This window comes from Brucella thiophenivorans (assembly GCF_002252445.1).
GTDB lineage: Bacteria > Pseudomonadota > Alphaproteobacteria > Rhizobiales > Rhizobiaceae > Brucella > Brucella thiophenivorans.
This window is the reverse complement of sequence record NZ_NNRJ01000019.1, coordinates 411,625-437,420: the sequence shown is the minus strand read 5'-3', so window position 1 is coordinate 437,420 and position 25,796 is coordinate 411,625. Positions and strand designations below refer to the sequence as shown.

Genomic DNA, 25,796 nt, shown 5'->3' with positions numbered 1-25,796 from the left:
AAATGCAAACGTTTTTTGGTTGATGCGCGATCAGATAATGAAATCTGCAAGTACCTGATTGTCAGTTATATCCTGATAAGCCCAGCCCGCTTCAGCGAATTTCTTTTCCAAAATTTTGAAATTGGCAGCATTTCTGGTTTCGATACCAATCAGCACAGAACCGAAATTACGCGCGGATTTTTTAAGGTATTCAAAGCGTGCGACGTCATCTTCCGGCCCAAGCAGATCAAGGAACGATCGAAGCGCGCCCGGGCGCTGCGGGAAGCGGAAGATGAAATACTTCTTTAGGCCTTCATAGCGAAGGGCACGTTCTTTCACGTCTGGCAGACGTTCGAAATCGAAATTGCCGCCCGACACCACAATGACGATGCGCTTGCCTTTGAGTTCGCTTTTCTTGAAATTCTTGAGTGCATCAATGCCAAGTGCACCGGCAGGTTCAAGCACCACGCCTTCGATATTCAGCATTTCGACCATGGTTGAGCACAGGCGGTTTTCCGGAACCGTGATCACAATGTTTTTGTTGAAGCCTTTGAGAAGCTTGAAGTTTTCTTTGCCGATTTCAGCAACGGCCGCACCATCGACGAAATTATCCACTTGGGAAAGTTTGATCCGCTTGCCCGCTTCAAGGCTACCCTTGAGGCTTGCGGCACCTTGCGGCTCAACAAAGCGATAGGCCGTTTTCCAGCCAAGTGCGCCAAAATATTGTGTGACACCTGCCGAAAGGCCACCGCCGCCGACTGGCAGGAAAACAAAATCTGGCTTCTTATTGTCTGGTAGCTGGCGTTCGATTTCCAGCGCTACGCTCGCCTGTCCTTCGATGATACCAGCATGGTCGAATGGTGGCACCATCACGCCTTCATGGGCTTGCGCATATTCTTGCGAAGCGGCATAGCAGGTATCGAAAATGTCGCCGATAAGTTTGATTTCGATGTATTCGGCACCAAAAGCACGGGTTTTGTCGATTTTCTGCTGTGGCGTCGTCACAGGCATGAACACTATTCCCTTGCGGCCAAAATGCCTGCAAGCAAAAGCAAAACCCTGCGCGTGATTGCCAGCGGAAGCGCAGACGAACACTGCATTTTCTTCAGCGGTTTTGACTGCGCGCGAAATGAAGTTGAATGCGCCGCGTATTTTATAAGAACGAACAGGGGTCAGGTCTTCGCGCTTAAGCCAGATTTCCGCGCCATATTTTCGTGAAAGATAGTCATTGAGCTGCAACGGCGTTTCTGGAAACAGCGCACGCATTGCAGTTTCAGCTTGAACTACGGCTTTAACGAAGGCGGTCATTGGTAAGCTTTCTGCATCCATAACAATATCTGCGCATGGCTACATGGCTTTAAAGCTGCAAACAAGCTTGAAACGCCAAACATGATTAAATCTGTAAGGTTTAATCCACAATGGAATAGGTGGTGCGGTCGGCGGGACTTGAACCCGCAAGCCTAAAAGGCGACGGATTTTAAGTCCGTTGCGTATACCAATTTCGCCACGACCGCAGCTTGTGATTTTCTATGTCATGATTTGTAAAACAAATTCAAGCTGTTTTGAACGCTTGTAACAACTGGTTTTGCTGACAGTGGAAATTATTCAATAAATAGCTCGCAACGATTTGGAGGAATGTAAGTTATTGTAAAACTGAATGATCATATGCGGGGCCTCCAGTTTGAAAAATATAGAAAATCAGTTGCAGCTTTCATCTGCCGGGGATTAACTATGCGCAGATCGAATGGAGTCTGGGCATGACGAATACCCCGCAGCAGGCTGTAACAGCCGCAATGCTTGCTATTGGCGATGAACTTCTCTCAGGACGTACGAAAGACAAGAATATTGGTCATCTGGCCGATGTTTTGACCGCAGCCGGCATTGATCTCAAAGAGGTCCGCATAGTCCCCGACGATGAAGATGCGATTGTTGCAGCACTTAACGCATTGCGTCCGGGTTATGATTATGTGTTCACCTCTGGCGGCATTGGGCCAACCCATGACGACATCACTGCGGATGCCGTGTCGCGTGCTTTTAATGTGCCTTGTATCTATGATGATAAGGCGATGAAGCTGCTGGCCGAAAATTATGCCCGACGTGAACTGGAGTTTACGGATTCGCGCAAGCGGATGGCGCGTATGCCGCAAGGCGCGGACCATATCGATAATCCTGTATCGACAGCGCCCGGTTTTCATATCAGCAATGTCTATGTAATGGCAGGCGTACCGTCTGTTTTTCAGGCTATGCTCGATAATGTTCTGCCGACGCTTAAAACCGGTCGCAAGCTTTTGTCCAAGGCTGTTTCCTGTCCTTTTGGCGAAGGCGTTATCGGTGCACCGCTTACAGCGATCCAGAAGGAAAACCCAGAAACGATTATTGGCTCTTATCCAAAATTCGAAAATGGCAGGTTTAGTACGGAGCTTGTCGTTCGCGGCAGCGATGAGACGAAGATTGATCTTGCAGTGAGTGCAATCGAAGCGATGATCATCACGTTGCAAACGCAGGGAGCTGCTTGAGAAGATTAGGATTTTTGCCTGTTTGTTACGTTGAGTTATTATATACTTAAATAGAAAAATAGCCGGAAGGAGATCCGATATGTCCTATAAGACGGTGGTGGCTTATGCCCGTAGTGAAGCCGAGTTAAAGCGGGTTTTGTCCGCAGTTGCGCTGTTGACGCGCAGGACGCCTGACATTCACGTTATCGGACTTTATTCTGTACCCTCTCCTATCGTTTATGCTGATCCCAACGGATTTATCGATCCCGGCATGTTCGAACTGCATGACAAACAGCATAAGGAGATCTCCGAGCACCTGAAACTGCTTTTTGAAGAAGAAATGCGTCGTCAGGGCGGTCATCATGAATTCCGTATAACCCGCTCCGAAACAGGAACGGCTGCGGATGGTGTTCTGACCTCTTGCCTTGGTGCTGAACTGCTCGTGGCTGGTCAACCTGACCCTGACGATCCGGCAACCAATGATGAAACCGCCGATACGCTTGTTTTCAATTCGAGCTGTCCAGTTTTGCTGGTGCCACATACGCCCATCATGCCGATGGAAGCGATTGATCGTATTGTGGTGGCATTCAATGGCAAGCGGGAGGCCGCGCGCGCAGCTTTCGACGCCATGCCATTGATGAAAAACGCGAGCCGCACAGATGTCATCTGGGTTGATCCGCCAGAACGTGAAAGCGAAGATGAAGCGCTTGCCGGGAGCGAGTTGGCGCAAGCCTTGTCACGTCACGGAATTGAAGCGAACTTAACGCCGCTTGAATCACATAGTCGTCATGCGCAGGACGTGCTGCGCGAACATATTATTGCTCAGCGCGCAGATCTTCTCGTGATGGGTGCTTATAGCCACTCGCGCCTGCGCGAATTGGTTTTCGGGGGCGTCACGCGTTCGATGCTCAATGATCTGCCGATATTGACGCTGTTTTCGCGCTGATTTTTTTATTAAAATGTTGGCCTGTTTCCAGCAGGCCGACGCTTATTTTGAGGTGTGATACGCTATAAGGTGTCTCACAGCCCTTGCATGAGAGGCTTTTTTGCGGTTATCAGCATCACCCGGCGCTGAATATGCCGGGCGGAAAGCCTTTCTTGGTTTGTGCAGCATGCATTTGAAATGTTGTGCGCGCATAATGGAAAGCCGCAGATCCAGACAGTTCAGCGCGAATGGCAGTCGTCGTCGCGCATTTTTTGGTTTGACAGATCCGGAGTGAGATTTTCGGATTTTCCATGGAGCGTTTTGATGTCGTTGCCCGATAAAGCCTTTCCCGTTTCCTGGGATCAGTTCCACCGTGATGCCCGCGCACTCGCCTGGCGTATTGCAGATATGGATCGAGAATGGCGTGCCATTGTTGCAATCACTCGCGGCGGACTTGTTCCGGCGGCAATCGTTTGTCGTGAGCTGGGCATTCGCCTCATCGAAACGGTCTGTGTTGCATCTTATCACGATTACACATCGCAGGGCGAAATGGAGGTTCTTAAGGGAATCAGCGCTCCGCTTCTCGAAAACGGCGGTGAAGGCGTGATCGTCGTCGATGATCTGACTGATACCGGCAAAACCGCAGCTATTGTGCGAGAAATGATGCCAAAGGCACATTTTGCGACTGTTTATGCCAAACCAAAAGGTCGCCCGCTCGTCGATACATTCGTGACCGAAGTTTCACAGGATACGTGGATTTATTTCCCATGGGATATGGGTTTCACCTATCAGGAACCAATTGCAGGCGGAAAACGCGGATAAACGAAAATAAATGAAAGGTGATTGTGGTGGTAAAGCTGCCGCAATCACACTATATTGAAAGTCAGCCGAAAAGAGATGGAGGCGCATCACTAAGCTTTTAATTTAAAGCGGAGTGATCGATAATTTCAGTAAATCCTTAAAAACAAAGGCGTTTTTTGCCTTCAATTTTAAGGAGCCTGTAAAATAAACCCATTGTCATTTCGGAGAATCAATCCATTCTGTATGGAAGATGGTGGGACTTTCACGGTGAAAACACTGGCTAAAAAATTTGTGGCAACGGAGAAGCGTATTCTGACGCCTTCTGGTCGTTTGCAGCAAGTTGCAGCGCTCGTGTACCGCTATGAGTTGGATAAACTACAAATCCTCGTTATCACCAGCAGAGGCACCGGCCGCTGGATCATTCCCAAGGGATGGCCACAAGTTGGCCGCACACTTGCTCAAACCGCTGCACGCGAGGCTTACGAAGAAGCCGGTGTGCGTGGCGAGATTTCATCTCGCCCAATTGGCAATTTTGAATATTGCAAAAATGATCTGCCGCCTGAATGCATCAACCAGTTTTCGGTCGCCGTTTATGCACTGCACTACGTCGAGCGCGCAAAAGACTGGCCGGAACGCGAGCAGCGTGTTTGCGAGTGGGTTTCGCCACGCGAGGCAGCCGCACGGGTCGATGAAATTGATCTGAAACGTATTTTGCTGGATTTCGATAGTTCACCGAGCGCGATTGCTGCTGAGTAGCTTTTGCGGGTGGCAAATTGGCCTCGTAAGCTTCCTTATTTTTAAAATCAGGTCTGGTGTTGCGAATTGGCATGTGTCTTTGCATTAAATGCCCTGCCCTTCACATAAGTGTCATTCTCCCCGTTATCCACATTCTCCCCCAAGGCGTGATCACAATATCTAGCGTTGGTGGCCGAATGGTAAACCAAAGCTTGACGCTCATGTGCGAGTCGTTTTTTATAACGACATCGTTGCGTAAGTTGCGTGGCCGAGGGTAAAGATTCTGTAGGCCTTTTCTTCAAATCAGTCGAGTTACTAACGGGCGTTACGTCGAAAAGATGTGTATCGCGCGAGATTTTTTTCGTCTGAAATTCAGGAACTTAGCTACATAAGCAGAATGGAATTTATTGGCGCTGATGTCGCATTAATACTAGATTTAGTATTTGTAATCATGATAGCATACCAGATAAGGAAATCCTTATCCGCAAGTTTGAATAAGAACGGCCTTTGGCTGGAGCGTTGATTTGGTTTTGCATGATCTAAATCGACTGAATGAATTCTCGGAGGAGCCTGCTCCTCCAGCATGATTGTCCTGGCAAATTTGAGGACAATTTGAGTGAATAAGCAGACACATAGCGTGGGTCGCACGCCGGGGCTGAATTTTTCAGCCAAGCTACTATATATAGAACGTTTGGATGGGACAGATGAAGATCGAACGCCGTTTTACGAAAGAAAACCAGTCGGCCTATGCGGAGATTGAATTCCGCACGGCGACGAGTGAGATCAAGAATCCCGATGGCTCGGTGGTGTTTCGCCTTGAGGACATCAATGTCCCTGCGCAATTCAGTCAGGTTGCAGCCGATATTCTTGCGCAGAAATATTTCCGCAAGGCCGGCGTCCCTGCACATCTGAAAAAAGTTGAAGAAAACGACGTGCCATCATGGCTATGGCGTTCGGTTCCTGATGAAGAGGCGCTGGCAAAGTTGCCCGAAGAACAGCGCTTCGGTTCCGAAATGGATGCTTGTCAGGTGTTTGATCGTCTGTCCGGCACATGGACCTATTGGGGCTGGAAGGGCGGCTATTTCAACTCGGAAGAAGACGCTCGCGCTTTCCGCGATGAGCTTGCTTATATGTTGGCTACGCAACGTGTGGCGCCAAACAGCCCGCAATGGTTCAACACCGGCCTGCATTGGGCTTATGGCATTGACGGTCCTGGTCAGGGCCACTTCTATGTTGACTGGCAGACCGGCAAGCTGACCAAATCCAAGTCTGCTTACGAACATCCGCAGCCACATGCCTGCTTTATTCAGTCGGTTGGCGATGATCTCGTCAATGAAGGCGGCATCATGGATTTGTGGGTTCGTGAAGCGCGTCTGTTCAAATATGGTTCCGGCACGGGTTCAAACTTCTCGCATCTGCGTGGTGCAGGCGAAAAGCTTTCGGGCGGTGGCAAGTCGTCGGGCCTGATGAGCTTCCTCAAGATTGGCGACCGTGCAGCGGGCGCAATCAAGTCGGGCGGTACAACGCGTCGTGCCGCCAAGATGGTGGTTGTCGATGTCGACCATCCGGATATTGAAGAATATATCGACTGGAAGGTGAAAGAAGAGCAGAAAGTTGCTGCTCTCGTCACCGGCTCAAAGATCGTCAAGCAGCATCTAACTGCAATCATGAAGGCTTGCGTGAACTGCGAAGCCGATAATGATGATTGCTTCGATGCATCGAAGAACCCTGTTCTTAAGCGCGAAATCAAGGCGGCGAAGAAGAATCAGGTTCCTGAAAACTATGTGAAGCGCGTCATTCAGTTTGCGCGTCAAGGCTATACCGACATTGAGTTTAAGACCTATGATACCGATTGGGATTCGGAAGCCTATCTGACCGTTTCGGGCCAGAATTCGAACAATTCCGTTTCACTCAAGGACGAATTCCTGCGCGCTGTTGAAAATGACGGCGACTGGAACCTGACAGCGCGTCGCGATGGTCGCGTGATGAAGACGCTCAAGGCTCGAGATCTTTGGGAAAAGATCGGCTATGCTGCATGGGCTTCGGCTGATCCGGGTTTGCATTTCAACACCACGATGAATGATTGGCACACCTGCCCTGCGGCTGGCCCGATCCGTGCGTCCAATCCGTGCTCTGAATATATGTTCCTCGATGACACGGCTTGTAATCTGGCGTCGATCAACTTGCTGACCTATCGCAACAAGGACGGCTCGTTCGACATTAGCGCTTATGAGCACACAGCGCGTCTGTGGACGATGGTTCTCGAAATTTCGGTGATGATGGCGCAGTTCCCTTCAAAGGAGATAGCGCGCCTCTCCTATGAATATCGTACGCTTGGACTGGGCTTTGCCAATATTGGCGGCTTGTTGATGACGTCCGGCATTCCTTACGATTCAGACGAAGGTCGTGCGATCTGCGGTGCGCTGACTGCAATCATGACCGGTGTTTCTTATGCCACTTCCGCTGAAATGGCGAAAGAACTCGGTGCCTTCCCAAGCTATGAGCCAAATGCTCAAAGCATGTTGCGCGTTATCCGCAATCACCGTCGCGCAGCTTATAATGAAAACTCCGGTTATGAAGGTCTGGCCGTTAATCCGGTTGGTCTGATTGCCGAAGATTGCCCTGATCAGGATATGATTGCCCACGCCCGCGCTGCATGGGACAAGGCGCTGGAGCTCGGTGAAAAATACGGCTACCGCAATGCGCAGGCAACCGTTATTGCGCCAACCGGCACGATAGGTCTTGTGATGGATTGCGATACGACCGGTATCGAACCTGACTTTGCGCTGGTGAAGTTTAAGAAGCTTGCCGGTGGTGGTTATTTCAAGATCATCAACCGTGCTGTTCCAGAAGCGCTGCGCACCCTTGGCTACTCGGAAAGCCAGATTGCTGAAATCGAAGCCTATGCTGTTGGTCATGGCAATCTTAATCAGGCACCGGCTGTTAATCCTTCAACGTTGAAGGCCAAAGGCTTTGACGATGAGAAGATTGAAACGCTGAATGCTGCGCTTAAGAGTGCGTTCGACATCAAGTTCGCTTTCAATAAGTGGACGCTTGGCGAAGATTTCTGCAAGGACGTGTTGAAGCTTACCGATGAGCAGCTCAATGATTTCTCGTTTGAAATGCTGCCAGCTCTTGGCTTTAGCAAAAAGGACATCGAAGCGGCAAATGTTCACGTTTGCGGTGCGATGACCCTTGAAGGCGCTCCTTTCCTGAAAGAAGAGCATTACGCCGTGTTCGATTGTGCCAATGCCTGTGGCAAGATCGGAAAACGTTACCTCTCGGTGGAAAGCCATATCTGGATGATGGCTGCGGCGCAGCCATTCATTTCGGGTGCGATCTCCAAGACCATCAACATGCCAAATGAAGCGACCGTTGAAGATTGTAAGAGCGCTTATTTGCTTTCATGGAAGCTGGCGCTCAAGGCCAATGCGCTTTATCGTGATGGTTCCAAGCTTTCACAGCCGCTCAATGCATCTCTGATAGCGGATGATGAAGACGAAGACGATGCAGTTGAAGCGCTGATCGAAGCACCGGCTGCGGCACGTGCGGTGCAGATCACCGAACGCGTTGTCGAAAAGGTCATCGAAAAGATCGTTCGTGAGCGTGACAAGCTGCCAAACCGTCGTCAAGGCTACACGCAGAAGGCGGTCGTCGGTGGTCATAAGGTTTACCTGCGCACCGGTGAATTCGGTGATGGTCGTCTTGGCGAAATCTTTATCGATATGCATAAGGAAGGTGCTGCTTTCCGTGCAATGATGAACAACTTTGCTATCGCCGTGTCGCTGGGCCTGCAATATGGCGTGCCGCTCGAAGAATACGTCGAGGCCTTCACCTTCACGAAGTTCGAGCCGGCTGGCATGGTTATCGGTAATGATGCCATCAAGACAGCCACGTCGATCATCGACTATGTGTTCCGCGAACTGGCTGTTTCCTATTTGGGACGCAATGATCTCGCTCATGTCGATACGAGCGATTTCTCGAATACGGCGCTCGGCAAAGGCATTCAGGAAGGCAAGACCAATCTTCTGTCTACCGGCTGGACACGCGGCTATAAGCCTACGTTGGTGTCAAATACTGTTTCTGGCACCCTGCCCGGCAATGAATCGAAAAGTGCTACAACCTCTGCGCCGCAGGCTTCCAATGTCACGACATTGAAAGCGTCTTCGACGCGCCCCGCCACGGTTGGTCTGGTGACGGATGGTGCGACGGCATTCAAGCGTGAGTTTGAAGAGCAGCCAGTGCCATCCCCCGAACAGAGCAATATGGCGGCGACAGAACTGTTCTCCGATAAAGCAGCCGCTGACGCAGCATCTGCTCGTTCGGAAACAACCAATGTAGCCAAGAAGCTTGAAGCGGATCGTCGTCTCAAGTCGATGATGCAAGGTTATACGGGTGATAGTTGCTCGGAATGTCAGAACTTCACTATGGTTCGCAACGGCACGTGTTTGAAGTGTGATACCTGCGGTTCCACAAGTGGTTGCAGTTAAAATAGAGTAATATACAGTATTAAAAACAGGCCGGAAAATTCCGGCCTGTTTTATTTTGAAGTCCAATTTTTTCTACTACATGTAATCCTCTTGGTTCAAAATGATGCATAAAAAATAATAAAAATTGGAACCCAAGGCCATTCTCTACGTTCTTTTAATGAAACCGAGCGTATAAAGGAGATGGTTATGCTTAGAACAACACTTCTGACAACGACGTGTGCGCTGCTTATCGGAGGATCGGCCTTCGCCCAGACAGCAGCCCCTGCACCAATGGAAGCGGCCCCTGCGGCTTCGGAGCTTCCGGTTTCATCCCAGAATATGTTTGGTAGCCCACCTGCTGAAGAATCTGAAAAGATCGGCTTCATGGAAGCCAAGGATGGGCAGCTTCTGGTTTCGAGCTTTATCGGGCAGACAGTCTATGAAAGTGATGCAGCCGATGCGGCCTCTGTTGGCAAACTCAATGATCTGATCGTCAGCCCGGACGGTGAAGTTCAGGCCGCGGTGATTGGTGTAGGCGGCTTCTTGGGTGTCGGCGAAAAGGATGTTGCAGTCAGCCCTGATCAGTTGCAACTCGCGACACGTAGTGACGGCAAAAAGTGGCTGTCGGTTAAGGCAAGCAAGGAACAGTTGACTGAAGCACCAGCATTTGAACGTTCAGTGTTGTTTAAGGATGGTGTAGCCGATCCAAATGCAGCCACAGAAACGAACGCTCCAGCAGCAACGCCTGCTCCGGCAACACCGGATGCGACGGCACCTGCCACGCCAGCAACCCCGGCACCGGCTCAGTAAGTATTCTGTATATATGGATAAAAATCCCGGCCTTTTGGCCGGGATTTGTTTGTTTTTAAGCCCGAAGGTTGATTTCAGCGGTTCACGCACGTAGGACTCTTACAAATCATCAAAATATTCAGGCCAATATCGGGAAAATCTATTGTCGGAATTTTTTATTGCTCATCCATGGGCGCAAACGGTTGCAATGTTATGCGGCCTTTTTCTTGCAGCCTTTGTAGCAAATTTTCTCGTTAAGGCAGTTCTGCTCAAGGTTCTCAACCGGATCGTTCAAAAAACGACTTTCGGACAGGATGAGGAATTAAAGCAGCATGGTGTCATCGGACATCTGGCCAATATTGTTCCTGCACTGATCATTGCATCCGGCATTGCCGCTGTCCCGGAGCTGCCTCATACGGCGCTGACTGTGATCAGCAATGTTGCTACAGCCTTCATCATTCTAACTTTAGCGTTTACGGTAAGCGCTGTTTTGAGTGTCGTCGACACGCTCTATAGTCGCCGCGAAGAATCCAAGGATCGCCCGATCAAGGGCTATATTCAGGTCAGCAAGCTTATCATTTACATCATCGCGATTGTGCTGATTATTGCGACGCTTCTGGATCGCTCGCCGGTAATCCTGTTGTCTGGCGTTGGTGCGATGGCCGCAGTGCTCATTCTGGTTTTTCAGGATACCCTGCTTTCACTGGTTGCCAGTATGCAGATTGCTTCCTCCAACATGGTACGGGTTGGTGACTGGATCGAGATGAAAAATCTTGATGCCAATGGCGATGTGACCGAGATTGCGCTTTATACTGTCAAAGTTCAGAATTTCGACAAGACGATCACCACAATTCCGATCCGCAAGCTCATCACCGAACCGATGAAAAACTATCGCGGTATGCAGCAATCAGGCGGCCGTCGCATCAAGCGTGCCTTATTTATCGATCAGGCTACAATTCGCTTTTTAAGTGAGGATGAACTTCACAGCCTTGCTTCGATTGACCAGCTAACCAACTATCTGTCGAAAAAAGAAAAAGAGATAGCCGATTGGAATTCCAAACTGGGTGAAAAGGCCAACAACCCGGTTAATACGCGCCGTTTCACAAATATCGGTACGTTCCGCGCTTATGTTCAAACCTATCTGCAAAACCATCCGGGCGTTCACAGCGGCATGACCTTGCTTGTGCGCCAGATGGATCCCACACCAGACGGTTTGCCGCTCGAAATCTACTGCTTCACCAATACAACCGTCTGGGCTTCGTATGAGCAAATCCAGTCTGATATTTTCGATCATCTCTATGCAGTGATGCCGGAATTTGGTCTTTATCCATTCCAGAATCCAAGTGGTGGCGATTTCCGTAAGCTTAATCTGGTTGACATCAAGGCAAATCCTGAAGTGCCTTGATGACGGCCTCCTGAAGCGTGGAAACCTTATATCCGGCGCGCGATGGCGTGAGGCCGAGACGGACGATCGCCAGATCCATTGACGGAACAATAATCAGGCTTTGTCCATCATGGCCGGACATCCAGAAGGCGTCCGCCGGAATGCCGCCCATTCCTGCCGCAACACCCGCGGTTTGCAACCAGACTTGTGCCGATCCATAGCGTCCCTGAGAGGCTTTGGATGGCTGACGCATGAAGCTTGCGAAATCGTCTGGCAAAAGCTGCTGATCACCAATCCGGCCATTCTCGATCAGAAAACCTGCGAGATGAAGCCAGTCGTGAGCAGTCGCATAAAGATAAGATGAACCGACCGGTACGCCGCTTGCATCCGATTCCAATGTCGCATTGGTTACACCCAAAGGCTCGAAAAGCGCCTTTTTGGCATAGGATAGGCCCTCTTCCTGACTGTCGAAGCTATTCATATAGAGCTTTGAAAGGATAGTGGATGTGCCACTCGAATAGCTGAACTTTTCGCCGGGCTGCGCTACAAGCGGCAATGAGGCAGCGAAACCAGACATATCGTTTTCCAGGTAAAGCATTCGCGTTACATCGGTAACATCGCCGTAATCCTCATCGAATTTCAGACCGCTTTCCATAGCCAGCAGATCAGCTAGTCTGATCTTTGAACGCTCGTCATTTTCCCATTCCGGCAAAAGATGATCGCGCTGCAAGTCCATTTTTCCTTCGGCAATGCGCATGCCGATCAAGGTTGCCATCACTGATTTGGTCATAGACCAGCCCAGCAGAGGCGTATTTGAATCAAAGCCTGGCGCATAGGTTTCGGCAATAATCTGACCGTCTTTTAGCACCGCTATGGCGCGCATTCCGGGACCGGCCATTGTTGGGTTCTCGATGATGCTTTGAATTGCAGGATTGATCTGAATGTCTGATATTCTGGCCGCAGCGTCGGCAGGCACGGTCATTTGGGGACGCAAATCCTCGTTATGAATATTGGCGCAGCCAAGTCCAGGGCGATAAACGGCTTTGCTCGGAGCAAAGAAACCAAAAATATGCGCGGTTACGCTCTGGTCGTCATTGTTAACGGATACATTGAGATATTTGAGCAGCGGATGCCCGGGTGCCTGCACATCAATAGCGAGCACTTCGTCGGCATTGCGATGGGCCAGAAACACGTTGGAACAGACGATTTTTGCGGCATAGCCGGTGCCGACTTTAAGAAGCTCCGGCGGTCTGAAACCCAGCCATAATACGGCACCCACAAGACCGAGAAGGACAATGAAACCTGTAACTTTCAAAAAGCGTATCATATTCCCTCCCATGTGACGCTTAGATGAAAAGTCTAACCGCTTTTTTGAAGCCATTTATGAATGCCGTTTGCGGATGCCTTCCCGCTCGCAAAACATGCGGTGACAAGATAACCGCCAGTTGGTGCTTCCCAGTCGATCATCTCTCCGGCCACAAATGTGCCGGGCATTTTTGCCAGCATATAATGCGCGTCAATCTCGCTCCATTTTATGCCACCAGCAGAGGAGATAGCTTCCTCAATAGGTCTTGGGCGCAGCAGCGGAATTTTGAGCGACTTGATTGTGTGCGCAAGTCTGATCGGGTCTTTCTCCCGCTCAAACTCAAGTACCAGTGCTGCTTTCACACCCGTAAGGCCTACGCCTTTTCGCAATAGATTACTTATACTTATCTTCTTATCCTGACGTGAAATATCATGTGCGATCCGCTCTTGCGTGCGCCCCGGCGTCAGATCAAGCACGAGATTTGCCTGCCCGTTCTGCTCAAGCTCATCGCGCAAGACCGCCGAAAGCGCATAGACCAGGCTGCCTTCCACACCGCTGCGCGTAATGACGAACTCGCCCTGTGTCACGGCTGCCTGACTTGTGATCGTCACTGATTTGACCGGCTCTCCCGCAAAGCGCTCTGAAAAAAACTTGCTCCAATCGACATCAAAACCGCAATTGGCAGAACGTAGAGGAGCAATATCGATGCCCTGCTCTGCAAACAGTTCGGTCCATGCGCCATTGGAGCCAAGCTTGGGCCAGCTGCCGCCGCCAAAGGCAAAGAGCGTTGCATCGCACGCTATCGCTTCAATGCCGTTGGACGTCTGAACCAAAGGCTTGTTCCCTTCAAACCCAAGCCATTTGTGACGGGTCAGAATTTTGACGCCCTGCGCCTCCAGACGTCGCAGCCATGCACGCAGAAGCGGCGAGGCTTTCATCGCCTTTGGAAAGACGCGACCTGATGAGCCTACGAAGGTTTCAGCACCAAGCCTGTCGGCCCAGTCGCGCAAATCCTGTGGTGTGAATTGCTGCAAGGCAGGCAACAGATGGTCATTGCTTGTCCCAAAGCGCTGCGCAAATTGCGAAAAATCTTCGGAATGCGTGATGTTGAGGCCAGATTTTCCTGCAAGCAAGAACTTGCGCCCAACGGTCGGCATCTGTTCATAGATGGTAACCGAATGCCCAAGTGCCGACAAATGTTCGGCGGCGAATAGTCCTGCTGGTCCGCCACCGAAAATCGCAACCAAGCGTTCAGGCATTAATCTTCTTTCTCCAGCATCTCTTTAACAGCAGTTGCTAACTGTTTGAGAGAGAAAGGCTTTGGCAGGAAGCCAAACTTGGCATCGGCAGGCAGATTACGGGCAAATGCATCCTCCGCATAGCCGGATACGAAGATGAATTTGATGTCTGGATGCGTCTTGCGCAATTCGCGCAACAGCGTTGGGCCATCCATTTCAGGCATAACGACGTCGGAGACGACAATGTCCACCTGGCCGTTGAGTTCTTCCAAAACCTCAAGCGCTTCGACACCAGATGCTGCTTCATGCACCGTATAGCCACGCGATTGAAGCGCACGCACGCCGCCCATGCGCACGGCGTCTTCGTCTTCAACGAGCAGCACGGTTGCCGAACCGGAAAGATCGGCCGCCTTCTCAACCTTCTTTTCCTTGACCGCTACAGGCGCATTGTCGGCACCATTTTCTTCGATATGGCACGGCAGGAAGATTTTGAATGTCGTACCCTTGCCGACTTCGGAATCACAATAGATGAAGCCGCCGGTCTGCTTGATGATGCCATACACCATCGAAAGACCGAGGCCGGTGCCCTTGCCGACTTCCTTGGTGGTGAAGAACGGCTCGAAGATTTTCTCAAGAACATCGGCTGGTATGCCAGTTCCGCTGTCTTCGACTTCGAAGACGACATAGTCGGCTTCGGGCAGATCGCGATAATTGAGCTTGGCAGCTTCGTGTGCTTTGACATTGCGTGTGCGCAGTGTGATGTCGCCGCCGTCTGGCATGGCGTCACGCGCATTGACGGCCAGATTGACAGCCACCTGTTCGAACTGACCAAGATCAGCCTTAACAGGCCAGACATCGCGGCCATGCTCGATCTTAAGACCGATATCTTTGCCGACGAGACGTGCGAGAAGCATGCGCAGATCGGCCAGAACGTCTGTGAGGTCGAGAACTTCAGGACGCAAGGTCTGACGGCGCGAGAATGCAAGCAATTGCCGCACGAGCGAGGCTGCACGGTTTGCATTCTGCTTAATATTCATAATGTCCGGGAAGGACGGATCGGAAGCGCGGTAATTGCTCAACAGCAAATCCGACGACATGATGATAGCTGTGAGCACATTGTTAAAATCGTGCGCGATGCCGCCGGCAAGCTGTCCCACAGCCTGCATCTTCTGGCTTTGCGCCATCTGATTTTCGAGCGCTTTTTGCTCGGTGGTTTCGACCGCAGAAACAATCGCAGCTTCTTCGCTTGTTTCGCCCAAATCGGTGACAGCACTCAGATAAAAACGGATATGACGATCTTCATTGCCCGGCAACACAGTGTCGACGGGCGAAATGCTGGCCTGCCCTGCGAAGGCTGCAGCCAAAGCTTTGTTGAAGGTCTCGCGATCGCGTTCGTGAACGACGTTTTCAAGTTTGACGCGGTTATCGACCGCATCGCGATCAACAACGGGTGCGAAAATATCGAGGAATCGCGCATTGGTGCGCAGTGTATGGCCTTGTGCATCGACTGCCGCAATTGCCATCGGAGCGGAATTGAAGAAGCGTGTGAAGCGCACTTCTGCCGAGCGCAATGTTGCCGACGAATCTTCGCCCTCAGCGCGATCAAGAACGATGGTTCGGCTTGTGCCGCGTGTTCCGTCGCGTGCAGCCTGTACCCGATGATAAAAGCGTACGGCAAGGCTTTGGCCGTTGCGCTTGATCAGATCAAGATCGATCACCGTGTTGCGGCTGGTGCCGGGTTCGGCTTTGACGGCTTTGATCAGCGCCATACCGCTGCCAGCAACAATATCATTGAGAGTGAGCGAACCCGGTGTAAATTGGGTCAGATCGACACCAAGCCATTCAGCGAGGGTAGCATTAAGATAGATAATGCGGCCAGACGGATCAGCAGAGAAAAAGCCAGCCGGTGCGTGATCGAGGTGGTTGATTGCTTCCTGCAACTCCTGAAAGAAGCGCTCTTGTTCGGCACGCTCGTCTGAAATATCTGCGATCTGCCAGGCAACAAGTGTTCCCTTGAAGTCCTGTCCGCCATCCACCGGACGCGCCTTGATGCGATACCAGACGGGAGCGGCAGAGCCATGATTATCCCGCGACAGTCCGCCGGAAATCCGCACTTCTTCCTGCCCTGAAAGACCGTCACGCACAGCATTTGTCAGGCGATAAATGGCATCGGATGCAGCAGGTTCCGTTGTCAGTATATTATCAAGCGAGCGTATGCCTTCTGCGGATGCAACGCCGGTCATTCCGGCATAGGCTCGGTTTGCATAAACAATCTGGCCGCGTGCATCGGAAATGACTGTTCCTTCCGGCTGCGTATCCATGAAAGCATGCGCCAGATCCTGTCCACCGTGACGCTGGCTGAACTGGATCAGGCCAGTGGCTGCGCCAAAAAGATAGAAAACGCCGATCATGGACAATATGCCCATCAGAACGATTGCAAAACCGTCGCCAAGCTGATCGCGAAACAGGAAATAGACAAGGGCTGCCGTTGTCAGCACAACGCCGATAATCAGGAGCCTCAAGGCTGAGCTGGAGCCACGCTTCGGCATCACGAGCGGTTTCGGATAATTATTGTCCGTCTGTCGCGACATCAGGCCCACTGCCCTTTCATGATGTTTTCTCCCAGCTCAAGCGCTATCTTTTTCATTAAGCAAAACCAATCACGTTCCCTGCATCGCTTTCCAGCTTTACGTCTTGTGCCAGATTTTGACGCATATTGCAGGGTATATCCGATTCGCAGAATGCGTTAATTGCCTGACAGCACAAGCATGGCTCGCATAAAACAGCACGAAGCGCCGCGTTTTGCACTGTTTTGGCTGGGGATCATATGTTTCTTGCAAATGGATGGAACATTCCCAAGCAAGGCAAATTGAACTAGTGTTCTATCGAATATGTGTTGTCGCGGTGATGAAACGTGGGGAACTTGTGGTTTCGGTCAACCGGACATTATTGGTTTTAGTATGAGAGGGTTACCCGCATGAAGGAATGGCTCAGCGGTCTTGTTGGGGAAAGCGCGGCAAATATTGTCGGTTTCATCCTTATTTTTGCGATCATTTTAGGCGGAATTTTCGTTGTTCTGAGTATTATCCGCCGCTTTAGCGGCGGCGGTTTTGCTTCGAATGGGCGAACAGGACGTCAGCCGAGACTTTCAGTGATGGATGCTGCTGCCGTAGACAGCCGCCGTAAGCTGGTTCTGATCCGTCGCGATGATGTCGAACATCTTCTGCTTATTGGTGGACCGACTGATGTCGTCGTCGAGCAGAATATTGTGATGGAATCGCGCGCCAATTCGCGTCAGGCAACCCGTATCGAGCCGGAACATATTGAGCGTTTCCGCCAGCATGAGGCGAGCATCACGTCTGAAGTGGCAGAGCGTCCGACGCTTTCACAGCAAGTTTCGCAGGCGGGGGAGAAAAACGAAGCTATCCAGCTTAATTCCCCAATCGAAACGCCGCTCCAGCGCAAGCCAGAACCTGTGCGGGAAGCAATTGTGCAACCCGCTCATGTTGAGGCACAACAGTTTCGCACACCTCCTGCTCCGCCGGTTATGCCGGTTGCGCCGCAGGCACCACGGACGGTAGAAGCACCTGTCGTACAGTCGCGCCCTCAACCGCCACGCCCTGCCCCGAATTATCCGCCACAGCCACGCACGGTTTTGCCAGCAGCACCTCGCCCGGCTGAGCAGCCTCAGTCTCCACGTCTGCACCCAGCCTATCCGCTGAGCCAGGTATCGCGCGGTGTCTTAAGCTCGACATCGGGCCTCGGTGCAGGTGCCATTGCTGCCACAGCAACGGTTGCGACTTCCGATCTTGGAAGTGTGACGCCAGAACGTGAAACGACGAGCATAAAAGCGCCTGTGCCCGAAATCAGCGATGTGGTGCAGAGTCCGGCGGTTGTTGCGCATGTGGAGCCTAAAGCAGAGCCAGCTATGGTGTCTGCAAATGCCGAGCCGGAGTTTGCTGATGATGATCTCGGCGATATCGGTGGCGCATTACATGATGCAATCATGGCTGATCTGGTAACTGAAAGCGCGGCTGGTTCTGCTAATAACGAGCCAGCAATGCTTGACGTCGATCTTTTTGAAGAAGAACTGCTTGGTTCGCTCGATATTTCCCCAAACGATAATAAGCCGGACCTCCGTCAAGACGATAGCATCGAGGATGAGATGGAAAAGCTTCTTGGTGAGCTTACCAGAAACGAAACACGCAATTTCTGATCATATGCTTCCATAGTTTCAGGGTATCAGCCTTATGGGCTGATACCCTTTTTTGTGCGCTACACGAAGCAGTTCCCGTTTAAGTGGAAGTGTACGAATGGCTCTATGTATTTTTTACGCATTATCCTACGCAAAACCGCTACGCACTTTTGCTGGAAACGCTCTAAGCAAAGAAAAAAAGGCTGCGGAAACCGCAGCCTTCAAATTTCATACACGACTGGATGAAAATCAATCGTCGCGATAGACCTTTTCGCGGCGCTCATGGCGCTCTTGTGCTTCGATAGAAAGCGTTGCGATTGGTCGTGCATCAAGTCGTTTCAAACTGATTGGATCGCCGGTTTCCTCACAAAAACCATAGGTTCCTTCCTCAATACGGCCAATGGCTGCATCAATTTTAGAAATCAGTTTGCGCTGTCTGTCACGAGCGCGAAGCTCAATTGCCCGATCCGTTTCGGAGGATGCCCTATCCGCCAGGTCCGGGTGGTTTGCATTTTCCTGCTGTAACGCGTCGAGAGTTTCGCGCGCTTCGCGCAGAATATCATTCCTCCATGCAACAAGCTTTGCACGGAAGTAAGACTTCTGCCGTTCATTCATGAACGGCTCGTCTTCAGTGGGCCTATAGTCAAGGTCGATCAATTCACTCATTCTGAATTACCCCACATCTAGGAGACGCGAGCGGTTATATAAGTCCATCGCAACGAGGACACAACATCAAACACACGCGCTTCACTACTTTTTAAGTCATCAAAATTGTATGATTTTGATGAAAAAATATGCACATTATTTTAGGTGGACAATTTATTAGTTATTATTTTTATAAACATCTTCAAAAGCCTCGTCAGGCCACTACTTACGAAACATAATTACGAATGAAGAACAATCGATCATCCAGTTTATGCCCAATAAAAAAGCAAGACTACCTGTGAATATTCACGTGAATTATAAAAAAACGATCTAAAACTATATCTAGCCAAAGCAAATTTGCAGAAATTGTGGCACCACTACCAGATCACGCCTTTCAAATTGCAGCCAGGAGCACTCTATGAGTCGTCTTTTCCTTCTCCGACATGCCAAGGCAGTGTGGACAAAGCCAGCAATGAATGATTTTGATAGGCCCTTGGATGAAGAAGCAATATCCGCTCTGGACGGATTGGCAGAGGCTATGAAAGCTTCCGGGCTTTTTCCCGACAAGGTTTTGCTTTCGGGGTCCTGTCGAACGCGCGAAACGGCGTCTGGTTTGATCGAACGGCTCGGTATTAAGGTTGAGACAATCATCGATGAGGCTATCTATAGCGGAGGCCCGGGTGAATATATGCAAGCCATTCGAGCAGCTGCCGATTCGGAGCAGTTGATGCTGGTGGGGCATAATCCGAGTATCGAAGATTTGACTTTGGCGCTGTGCGGCGAAGGTGACTCTTCGAGTCTCTCCCGACTGGAAGCCGGTTTTCCAACCGCAGCTCTTGCCACAATCCGCTTTGATGGGCCGCTGTCTGAAATTGCTCATGGCAAAGGAATTCTGGAAAGTTTTCCTCTGCCAAAATCATAGATACTGGTCAGGCATTCCAACTCGACCTTGTTGATATGCCTCATGAGTTCCTATCTATGGCTCTGACGTGATGTAATTTTTACGAGGTAACAATTGGCAAAACTGACCAGTTTCGGTGATGAGGCACGGATCGCGCTCGATACATTAGCAGATCGTGCGACTGGTTTAATGTCTCCTTCATTGAGACTTGGTGTCACTGGTCTTTCGCGGGCAGGCAAAACCGTCTTCATCACGGCACTCGTGCACAATATGGTGCATGGTGGTCGCCTGCCGATGTTTGAAGCCTATAAATCCGGACGTATTTCCCGCTCTCTGCTTGAGCCGCAGCCGGATGATGCCGTGCCGCGTTTTCAATATGAAGAGCATCTTTCAGCGCTGCTTGATGAACGTATCTGGCCGGATTCAACTCGCGCCATATCGCAGCTTCGCCTGACCATCGAATATGAGACCGCATCGGCATGGGGGCGCTGGCTTTCGCCGGGGCGTCTGTCCGTTGATATTGTCGATTATCCCGGCGAATGGCTGCTTGATCTCCCTTTGCTTGGCAAAAGCTATCGTGAATTCAGCGCAGATTCTTTTGCGCTTGCCAATGAGCCGACCCATGTGGATCTGGCAGAGGATTGGCTTCGAGAGGCTGAGCGCGTTACGCCATCAGGTAATGCCGATGAACTGACCGCGCAGAGACTGGCAAAGAGTTTCACTGCTTATTTGCGCGCCGGTAAAGCCGATGAGCGTGCTCTCTCGACCTTGCCGCCGGGACGTTTTCTGATGCCAGGTGATCTCGAAGGATCGCCAGCGCTTACTTTCGCCCCCCTGCCAGATTTAAAGCCGGATGATTTCAAAACCGGTAGTCTGGCTGCGATGATGGAGCGTCGTTACGAGGCTTACAAAACGCATGTGATCAAACCATTTTTTCGCGAGCATATTGCGCGACTTGATCGCCAGATAATCCTGATTGACGCTATGCAGGCCATGAATGCCGGTGGTGCCGTGGTGAGTGATCTTGAACGCGCAATCACCGATATTCTTTCGTGCTTCCGTCCGGGACGCGCCAATTTGCTCACAGGACTGATCCAGCGTCGTATCGGGCGTATTCTGGTTGTGGCAACCAAAGCCGACCATCTGCATCATGAAAGCCATGACAGATTGCAGGCAATCGTTCGGCGCCTTGTGGAACGCGCTATTGAGCGCGCTGATTTTTCCGGCGCTGATATTGAAGTGCTGGCCATGGCCGCCGTTCGTGCCACCCGCGAAGCGACAGTCAAAGAAGGCAAAGACACACTGCCCGTCATCATCGGAACGCCGCTTAAAGGCGAGCATATTGACGGCGATATATTCGATGGTGAAACAGAAACTGCTATATTTCCCGGTGATTTACCAAAAAATCCTAATGTAATATTCGAACAATCGCTTTCGAGTGAAGAGCCAGCCATTCGTTTTGTGCGCTTTCGCCCTCCGCGTCTTGAACGCACTGCGGAAGGCATCACCCTTTCGCTACCACACATCCGGCTTGATCGCGCACTCCAGTTTCTTATCGGAGATCGTCTGGCATGAGTGAGCAGCCTCCACGCAAACCGACGGCGTTTACCGTCAGGAAACCTGTTGATACGGTTTCGTCTCCAGACATGGCGCAAGACGTCCCCCGTCGTCCTCGCGCAGTCACGGATATGGAAAGGCTCGTTCCTGACGTGGATGTTTTTGCGCTTAGCGATGACGAAGCGGCAGAGCTTGAGATCCTTGATCCGTCCTTTGAAGCGCCACCTTCCCGGCGATGGTCTTTAAGCAAAATCCTGTTCGGTGCCTTGGGTATCCTGGCTTCGTTTGCCATTGGCATCTGGATTGAAGACCTCATTCAGGCATTGTTTTCACGTGCGGACTGGCTTGGCTGGACAGCGCTTGGTGTTGCGATGATTGCCCTCATCGCGTTTGTTGCGATTATTATGCGCGAGTTGCTGGCATTGCGCAGGCTGGCATCGGTTCAGCATCTGCGCAAGGATGCAGCTGATGCTGCCGAGCGTGATGATATGGCGGCAGCGCGCAAAGCTGTCGATGAATTGCGCACCATTGCAGCAAGCCTGCCCGAAACCGCACGCGGAAGACAGATGCTGGATGGCTTAAGCGATGAAATCATCGATGGTCGCAATCTTATTCAGCTTGCAGAAACTGAAATTCTGCGTCCGCTGGATCGCGAAGCCCGTGCGCTCATTCTCAATGCGTCCAAGCGTGTTTCCCTTGTGACTGCGATCAGTCCGCGTGCGCTCGTCGATATTGGTTATGTGATCTTTGAATCGGCGCGTCTTATTCGCAGACTGTCACAGCTTTATGGTGGCCGCCCCGGAACGCTGGGCTTTTTGAAGCTTGCGCGGCGCGTTGTCGCGCATCTGGCTGTGACTGGTACAATTGCCATGGGGGACAGCGTCATCCAGCAGCTTATCGGTCATGGGCTGGCGTCAAAGCTTTCCGCAAAGCTCGGTGAAGGCGTGGTCAATGGTTTGATGACGGCTCGCATCGGGATTGCGGCCATGGATGTCGTGCGGCCCTTCCCTTTCAATGCAGAGAAAAGACCCGGTATTGGCGACTTCATTGGTGATATTGCGCGCATAAATGGCGATAAGGATCTAAAGCCCAAAAATCGTGGCTAGAAACATCTCATATTGATGCAAATGAGTTGACTTTCCGATCCGCAACAACGAAGCATTAACCATTCGCGACGATTATAAGACATGAATATTGGGTGCTCGAATCTGCGATCCCTGCGCCTTCGAAACATGCTGAGCGTTCGTGCCAGCGTGTATTGAAATAAACGATTGGAATGGCCTTTGTGGTGGAAATTCCGGGACAGAGCTGAATATGAAAAATTACATCGTTGCATGCCTCACGCTACTGCCCGCATCGTTCCTTGCTGCACCTGCACTGGCTGCTGACAAGGACGAACAGTTTTTCCAGACCATCGAGGGCCAATGGTCGGGCCCGGGTGAGATTGTTGCCGGAAAATACAAAGGCACGAAATTCGTCTGCACGCTGGCTGGCACAACGCCCGATGATTCAATCGGTATGACGCTGGATGGTTCCTGCCGCGTTGGCGTGTTTTCGCAGCCAATGAAAGCGACAGTTACCCGCAGCGGCTCAAGCTATTCCGGCAAGTTCAATGACGGTGCAGAAGGCAAAGGCCTCAATGTAACGTCTGGTTCCGTCACCGGTAACAAGGTTGTTCTAGGCCTCAATCGCAAAGACCTCAATGGGGCCATGCTTGCTCGTGTTTCCGATCAAAACACTATGAATGTTACTGTGTCTGTTCGCGTCGAAAAGGAACTGGTTCCGGTGATCGGTATGAGTCTGAAGCGCGTTGACAACATGGCTGTCGGCAGCATCGCCAAGAATTAAACCATCTATGTTTCAAGCCACCAGCCCGCATCCGTGCGGGCTTTTTCTATTTCCGAACTTTCGCAGGAAGCTTCCCATTCGGAAACGCTTTTTCCAGCAATTTGCAATTCCGGTGTAATATCATTGAGCGGTACAATTACAAATGCGCGGTCTTGTATGCGCGGATGCGGGAGTTCAAGAGATGTCTCATTCAAGACGATGGCTTCCCCCGCGTTGGTTTCCATCGCAAGAATATCAATGTCGATGATGCGCGGTCCCCAGCGCTCCAGCCGCACGCGCTTGAGCGATCGCTCCACTTCAAGACATGTCTCTATGAGCTTGATCGGTTCAAGTGCCGTTGTGATTTCTGCGCATGCATTGTGAAACCACGCCTGATCGGTCTTGCCCCATGGCGGTGTGCGGTAAACATTTGAGACGGCGATGACCTTCGTGTCGCCACGCCCATCAAACAATTTCAATGCTTTGGCCATGGACGCAACGGGATTATCAATATTGCCGCCAAGACCCAGCCAGGCGCGATAAGGCATGTCTGTTTCGATCAACGCGGATATACCACCGTGACTTCCACATGATCGAGCACACCCGGAACCGGTGCATTCGGTTTGCGAATCGTGATTTCAGCACGCTTAATTTGCGGAAAACGCTCTGTGAGTGCTTTGCCGACATCGAGCGCCAGTGTTTCGATCAAATAACGTTGCCGTCCGGTGATGATGTCCTCAATGACGGCAAAAGCGATTCCATAGTGAACTGTGCCTTCAATATCGTCATTTTCCAGTGAATCGCTCGGATCGACATCAAGGATAGCATCTACATAAAAACGCTGGCCGAGCTTGTTCTCTTCGTCAAAGACGCCGTGATGCGCGAAGAATGCGCAATTCATGATGCGAATGGTGTACACGGCTTTGTTCCTATTACCTATTTACTCTGCTTTGCAGGATAGCATCAGCAACTGCAAGTGCGTCCCTATTAAAAGCGACATTATGAACTCGGAAAATACTGGCACCAGCCAGACGCATCGCTACCGATGTTGCAGCCGTTCCCACATCGCGCATCAAAGGGTCGACCTGTTCGGTGATTGCACCGATGAAACGTTTACGCGACGTCCCAACGAGCAGAGGATAGTCGAAACGCTGCAACTCCTCCATACGCGCCATCAGCGCAATGTCTTCATCTTTGTCTTTGCCAAAGCCAAAACCCGGATCAAGCACAATGCGGGAGGCTTCAATGCCTGCCCTGCCCGCGATTTCCAATGAGCTATCGAGAAATTCAAACTGATCGGCAATCACATCGGGATTGGCATACCGGTCGCGACTGGTATGCATGATGACCAGACCTGATCCGGTATGTTTGGCAACCTTTGCGATTTCCGGCTCTTTTTGCAGACCCCAAACGTCGTTGACGATGTGCGCGCCTGCTTCAACCGCGAGCTGAGCCGTTGAAGCACGGTAGGTATCAATTGAAATAATACAGCCGAAATGTTCGGTCAGTGCGCGAATGACCGGCACAATGCGAGCCGCTTCCGTTTCAGCATCCACAGCGTCTGCACCCGGACGGGTCGACTCGCCACCAACGTCGATAATAGTTGCGCCATCATCCAGCATTTTTTCAGCAACCACCAATGCCTTGTCGACATCATTATGAAGACCGCCATCGGAAAATGAATCCGGCGTGACATTTAAAATGCCCATGATGACAGATTTTGCACCCAATTGAAGGTTACGATCATGGGCAAGTTGCCATTCTTTCATCATTGATGAATATTCCAATTGTCTTTGTTGTCGGAACTGATGCAGCCAAATAACAAGTATGACGTTTTATGCTGGTCGTTATAGTTCTCTTGACGATTGCATGCCATGTTGCTCATCAATGAATTTGCGAATTTCTTTCTGGTTATATGAAGAGGTGCCGGAACATGTCTTTTAAGAAACGAGTTCTGGCTATAGGTTTGGCGCTGGCCGTGGTTGTTCCACAGGCGCAAGCGGCTTCCATTTTCCGGACATTCAACTTTTATACCGTGAACGGAAAGACAGCGGAAGATCTCGACAAGGCATTGTCGCGCAGCGGACCATTTCTCAAAAAGACCGGACAACATCATCCGGGTGCTGCCGAAATCCGCTTTGACGCCAAAGTGCGTTACGGCCGCGCGACAGGCGACCGCGCCTGCAAGGTTCAGGGTGTTTATGTCAATGTGCACGCGAAGGTGATGCTGCCGCGCTGGAAGCAGCGTCGCAAAGCCTCGCCTGAACTGGCACTCATCTGGGATACTCTCTATCAGGACATTCGTCGCCACGAAGAAAGTCATATTGTGATCGCCCGTAGTCATGCGAGCGAGATGGAGCGGCAGATACGTTCGCTGCGCAGCCGCAGGGATTGTGCGACGCTTCGCGCTGACATTGATAAGGTGACAGAACAGCTGATGGCAGCGCATGATAAGGCGCAGGAGCGATTTGATCGTGTTGAAACAATCAATTTCGAGCGCCGTTTTGAGCGGTTACTGACTTACAAGCTCGAAAAAATGAGCCAGTAAAG

Annotated in this window: 21 protein-coding genes and 1 tRNA gene; 13 read left to right on the top strand and 9 right to left on the bottom strand. The window is 51.1% G+C overall.

Annotated features, from left to right (window positions below; translation table 11 throughout):
* Positions 1 to 30: 30 nt before the first annotated feature.
* Positions 31 to 1,287 carry a threonine ammonia-lyase IlvA gene (ilvA, locus tag CEV31_RS11600; protein ID WP_094507352.1) on the bottom strand — a complete coding sequence of 419 codons (1,257 nt, stop codon included), beginning with the start codon at positions 1,285 to 1,287 and terminating at the stop codon, positions 31 to 33.
* A gap of 120 nt (positions 1,288 to 1,407) precedes the next feature.
* Positions 1,408 to 1,493: transfer RNA gene (locus tag CEV31_RS11595), tRNA-Leu, on the bottom strand.
* Between the two features lie 243 nt (positions 1,494 to 1,736).
* Here CEV31_RS11595 and CEV31_RS11590 point away from each other — a divergent pair.
* The 7 genes from CEV31_RS11590 (at position 1,737) to CEV31_RS11560 (ending at position 11,598) form a co-directional block, all read left to right on the top strand.
* A complete protein-coding gene (locus CEV31_RS11590) occupies positions 1,737 to 2,495 on the top strand; it encodes a competence/damage-inducible protein A (RefSeq protein ID WP_094507179.1) in 759 nt (252 codons plus the stop codon).
* Positions 2,496 to 2,574: 79 nt separating this feature from the next.
* The gene (locus CEV31_RS11585) at positions 2,575 to 3,420 is read left to right on the top strand and encodes a universal stress protein (protein ID WP_094507178.1); all 846 of its coding nucleotides are present in this window, start codon (positions 2,575 to 2,577) and stop codon (positions 3,418 to 3,420) included.
* A gap of 303 nt (positions 3,421 to 3,723) precedes the next feature.
* Entirely contained in the window at positions 3,724 to 4,221 is a 498-nt protein-coding gene (gene gpt / locus CEV31_RS11580) for a xanthine phosphoribosyltransferase (RefSeq protein ID WP_094507177.1), read from the top strand.
* A 246-nt stretch (positions 4,222 to 4,467) separates the two neighbouring features.
* The gene (locus tag CEV31_RS11575) at positions 4,468 to 4,956 is read left to right on the top strand and encodes an NUDIX hydrolase (RefSeq protein ID WP_094507351.1); all 489 of its coding nucleotides are present in this window, start codon (positions 4,468 to 4,470) and stop codon (positions 4,954 to 4,956) included.
* Between the two features lie 683 nt (positions 4,957 to 5,639).
* The gene (locus tag CEV31_RS11570) at positions 5,640 to 9,425 is read left to right on the top strand and encodes a vitamin B12-dependent ribonucleotide reductase (protein ID WP_094507350.1); all 3,786 of its coding nucleotides are present in this window, start codon (positions 5,640 to 5,642) and stop codon (positions 9,423 to 9,425) included.
* A gap of 186 nt (positions 9,426 to 9,611) precedes the next feature.
* Positions 9,612 to 10,214: a PRC-barrel domain-containing protein gene (locus CEV31_RS11565; protein ID WP_094507349.1), complete on the top strand. Its 603-nt coding sequence runs from the start codon at positions 9,612 to 9,614 to the stop codon at positions 10,212 to 10,214.
* Between the two features lie 187 nt (positions 10,215 to 10,401).
* Entirely contained in the window at positions 10,402 to 11,598 is a 1,197-nt protein-coding gene (locus CEV31_RS11560; RefSeq protein ID WP_374846883.1) for a mechanosensitive ion channel family protein, read from the top strand.
* Here CEV31_RS11560 and CEV31_RS11555 read toward each other — a convergent pair.
* Genes CEV31_RS11555 through cckA form a run of 3 tightly spaced genes read right to left on the bottom strand, consistent with a single transcriptional unit; the run spans position 11,573 to position 16,712 of the window.
* Positions 11,573 to 12,904, bottom strand: a complete 1,332-nt coding sequence (locus tag CEV31_RS11555; protein ID WP_094507175.1) for a serine hydrolase domain-containing protein — start codon at positions 12,902 to 12,904, stop codon at positions 11,573 to 11,575. The genes CEV31_RS11560 and CEV31_RS11555 overlap by 26 nt on opposite strands.
* A gap of 32 nt (positions 12,905 to 12,936) precedes the next feature.
* Positions 12,937 to 14,142 (bottom strand): TIGR03862 family flavoprotein, encoded by a 1,206-nt coding sequence (locus tag CEV31_RS11550; protein ID WP_094507174.1) that lies wholly within the window; start codon positions 14,140 to 14,142, stop codon positions 12,937 to 12,939.
* Positions 14,142 to 16,712, bottom strand: coding sequence for a cell cycle histidine kinase CckA (gene cckA, locus CEV31_RS11545; RefSeq protein WP_094507173.1), 2,571 nt, complete (start codon positions 16,710 to 16,712; stop codon positions 14,142 to 14,144). Before cckA ends, CEV31_RS11550 begins: the two co-directional genes overlap by 1 nt.
* Before the next feature lie 386 nt (positions 16,713 to 17,098).
* Between cckA and CEV31_RS11540 the strand changes: the two genes are divergently transcribed.
* Positions 17,099 to 18,337, top strand: coding sequence for a flagellar biosynthetic protein FliO (locus CEV31_RS11540; protein WP_094507172.1), 1,239 nt, complete (start codon positions 17,099 to 17,101; stop codon positions 18,335 to 18,337).
* A gap of 228 nt (positions 18,338 to 18,565) precedes the next feature.
* Here CEV31_RS11540 and dksA read toward each other — a convergent pair whose 3' ends face one another.
* The gene (dksA, locus tag CEV31_RS11535) at positions 18,566 to 18,982 is read right to left on the bottom strand and encodes an RNA polymerase-binding protein DksA (RefSeq protein WP_094507171.1); all 417 of its coding nucleotides are present in this window, start codon (positions 18,980 to 18,982) and stop codon (positions 18,566 to 18,568) included.
* A 397-nt stretch (positions 18,983 to 19,379) separates the two neighbouring features.
* Here dksA and CEV31_RS11530 point away from each other — a divergent pair, with 397 nt between their 5' ends.
* The 4 genes from CEV31_RS11530 (at position 19,380) to CEV31_RS11515 (ending at position 23,267) form a co-directional block, all read left to right on the top strand.
* Positions 19,380 to 19,883 (top strand): SixA phosphatase family protein, encoded by a 504-nt coding sequence (locus tag CEV31_RS11530; protein WP_094507170.1) that lies wholly within the window; start codon positions 19,380 to 19,382, stop codon positions 19,881 to 19,883.
* A gap of 93 nt (positions 19,884 to 19,976) precedes the next feature.
* Complete coding sequence (locus CEV31_RS11525) at positions 19,977 to 21,437, top strand: YcjX family GTP-binding protein (RefSeq protein ID WP_094507169.1); 1,461 nt, start codon at positions 19,977 to 19,979, stop codon at positions 21,435 to 21,437.
* Entirely contained in the window at positions 21,434 to 22,525 is a 1,092-nt protein-coding gene (locus CEV31_RS11520) for a YcjF family protein (protein WP_094507168.1), read from the top strand. Before CEV31_RS11525 ends, CEV31_RS11520 begins: the two co-directional genes overlap by 4 nt.
* Before the next feature lie 208 nt (positions 22,526 to 22,733).
* Positions 22,734 to 23,267 (top strand): hypothetical protein, encoded by a 534-nt coding sequence (locus CEV31_RS11515; RefSeq protein ID WP_094507167.1) that lies wholly within the window; start codon positions 22,734 to 22,736, stop codon positions 23,265 to 23,267.
* Between the two features lie 5 nt (positions 23,268 to 23,272).
* Here CEV31_RS11515 and folK read toward each other — a convergent pair whose 3' ends face one another.
* Genes folK through folP form a run of 3 tightly spaced genes read right to left on the bottom strand, consistent with a single transcriptional unit; the run spans position 23,273 to position 25,018 of the window.
* Positions 23,273 to 23,794, bottom strand: a complete 522-nt coding sequence (folK, locus tag CEV31_RS11510; protein ID WP_094507348.1) for a 2-amino-4-hydroxy-6-hydroxymethyldihydropteridine diphosphokinase — start codon at positions 23,792 to 23,794, stop codon at positions 23,273 to 23,275.
* Positions 23,795 to 23,805: 11 nt separating this feature from the next.
* The gene (gene folB / locus CEV31_RS11505) at positions 23,806 to 24,165 is read right to left on the bottom strand and encodes a dihydroneopterin aldolase (protein ID WP_094507166.1); all 360 of its coding nucleotides are present in this window, start codon (positions 24,163 to 24,165) and stop codon (positions 23,806 to 23,808) included.
* 13 nt (positions 24,166 to 24,178) lie between these two features.
* Positions 24,179 to 25,018, bottom strand: coding sequence for a dihydropteroate synthase (gene folP, locus CEV31_RS11500; protein ID WP_094507165.1), 840 nt, complete (start codon positions 25,016 to 25,018; stop codon positions 24,179 to 24,181).
* Positions 25,019 to 25,179: 161 nt separating this feature from the next.
* Here folP and CEV31_RS11495 point away from each other — a divergent pair, with 161 nt between their 5' ends.
* Positions 25,180 to 25,794: a DUF922 domain-containing Zn-dependent protease gene (locus CEV31_RS11495; protein ID WP_094507164.1), complete on the top strand. Its 615-nt coding sequence runs from the start codon at positions 25,180 to 25,182 to the stop codon at positions 25,792 to 25,794.
* Positions 25,795 to 25,796 lie beyond the last annotated feature (2 nt).

Coding starts and splice junctions, on each gene's coding strand:
- CEV31_RS11590 (WP_094507179.1), top strand. CDS start 1,737: ATGACGAATACCCCGCAGCAGGCTGTAACAGCCGCAATGCTTGCTATT.
- folP (WP_094507165.1), bottom strand. CDS start 25,018: ATGATGAAAGAATGGCAACTTGCCCATGATCGTAACCTTCAATTGGGT.
- CEV31_RS11520 (WP_094507168.1), top strand. CDS start 21,434: ATGAGTGAGCAGCCTCCACGCAAACCGACGGCGTTTACCGTCAGGAAA.
- CEV31_RS11515 (WP_094507167.1), top strand. CDS start 22,734: ATGAAAAATTACATCGTTGCATGCCTCACGCTACTGCCCGCATCGTTC.
- CEV31_RS11585 (WP_094507178.1), top strand. CDS start 2,575: ATGTCCTATAAGACGGTGGTGGCTTATGCCCGTAGTGAAGCCGAGTTA.
- CEV31_RS11555 (WP_094507175.1), bottom strand. CDS start 12,904: ATGATACGCTTTTTGAAAGTTACAGGTTTCATTGTCCTTCTCGGTCTT.
- dksA (WP_094507171.1), bottom strand. CDS start 18,982: ATGAGTGAATTGATCGACCTTGACTATAGGCCCACTGAAGACGAGCCG.
- gpt (WP_094507177.1), top strand. CDS start 3,724: ATGTCGTTGCCCGATAAAGCCTTTCCCGTTTCCTGGGATCAGTTCCAC.
- folK (WP_094507348.1), bottom strand. CDS start 23,794: ATGCCTTATCGCGCCTGGCTGGGTCTTGGCGGCAATATTGATAATCCC.
- CEV31_RS11495 (WP_094507164.1), top strand. CDS start 25,180: ATGTCTTTTAAGAAACGAGTTCTGGCTATAGGTTTGGCGCTGGCCGTG.
- CEV31_RS11570 (WP_094507350.1), top strand. CDS start 5,640: ATGAAGATCGAACGCCGTTTTACGAAAGAAAACCAGTCGGCCTATGCG.
- CEV31_RS11565 (WP_094507349.1), top strand. CDS start 9,612: ATGCTTAGAACAACACTTCTGACAACGACGTGTGCGCTGCTTATCGGA.
- CEV31_RS11560 (WP_374846883.1), top strand. CDS start 10,402: ATGTTATGCGGCCTTTTTCTTGCAGCCTTTGTAGCAAATTTTCTCGTT.
- CEV31_RS11540 (WP_094507172.1), top strand. CDS start 17,099: ATGAAGGAATGGCTCAGCGGTCTTGTTGGGGAAAGCGCGGCAAATATT.
- CEV31_RS11550 (WP_094507174.1), bottom strand. CDS start 14,142: ATGCCTGAACGCTTGGTTGCGATTTTCGGTGGCGGACCAGCAGGACTA.
- cckA (WP_094507173.1), bottom strand. CDS start 16,712: ATGTCGCGACAGACGGACAATAATTATCCGAAACCGCTCGTGATGCCG.
- CEV31_RS11530 (WP_094507170.1), top strand. CDS start 19,380: ATGAGTCGTCTTTTCCTTCTCCGACATGCCAAGGCAGTGTGGACAAAG.
- ilvA (WP_094507352.1), bottom strand. CDS start 1,287: ATGACCGCCTTCGTTAAAGCCGTAGTTCAAGCTGAAACTGCAATGCGT.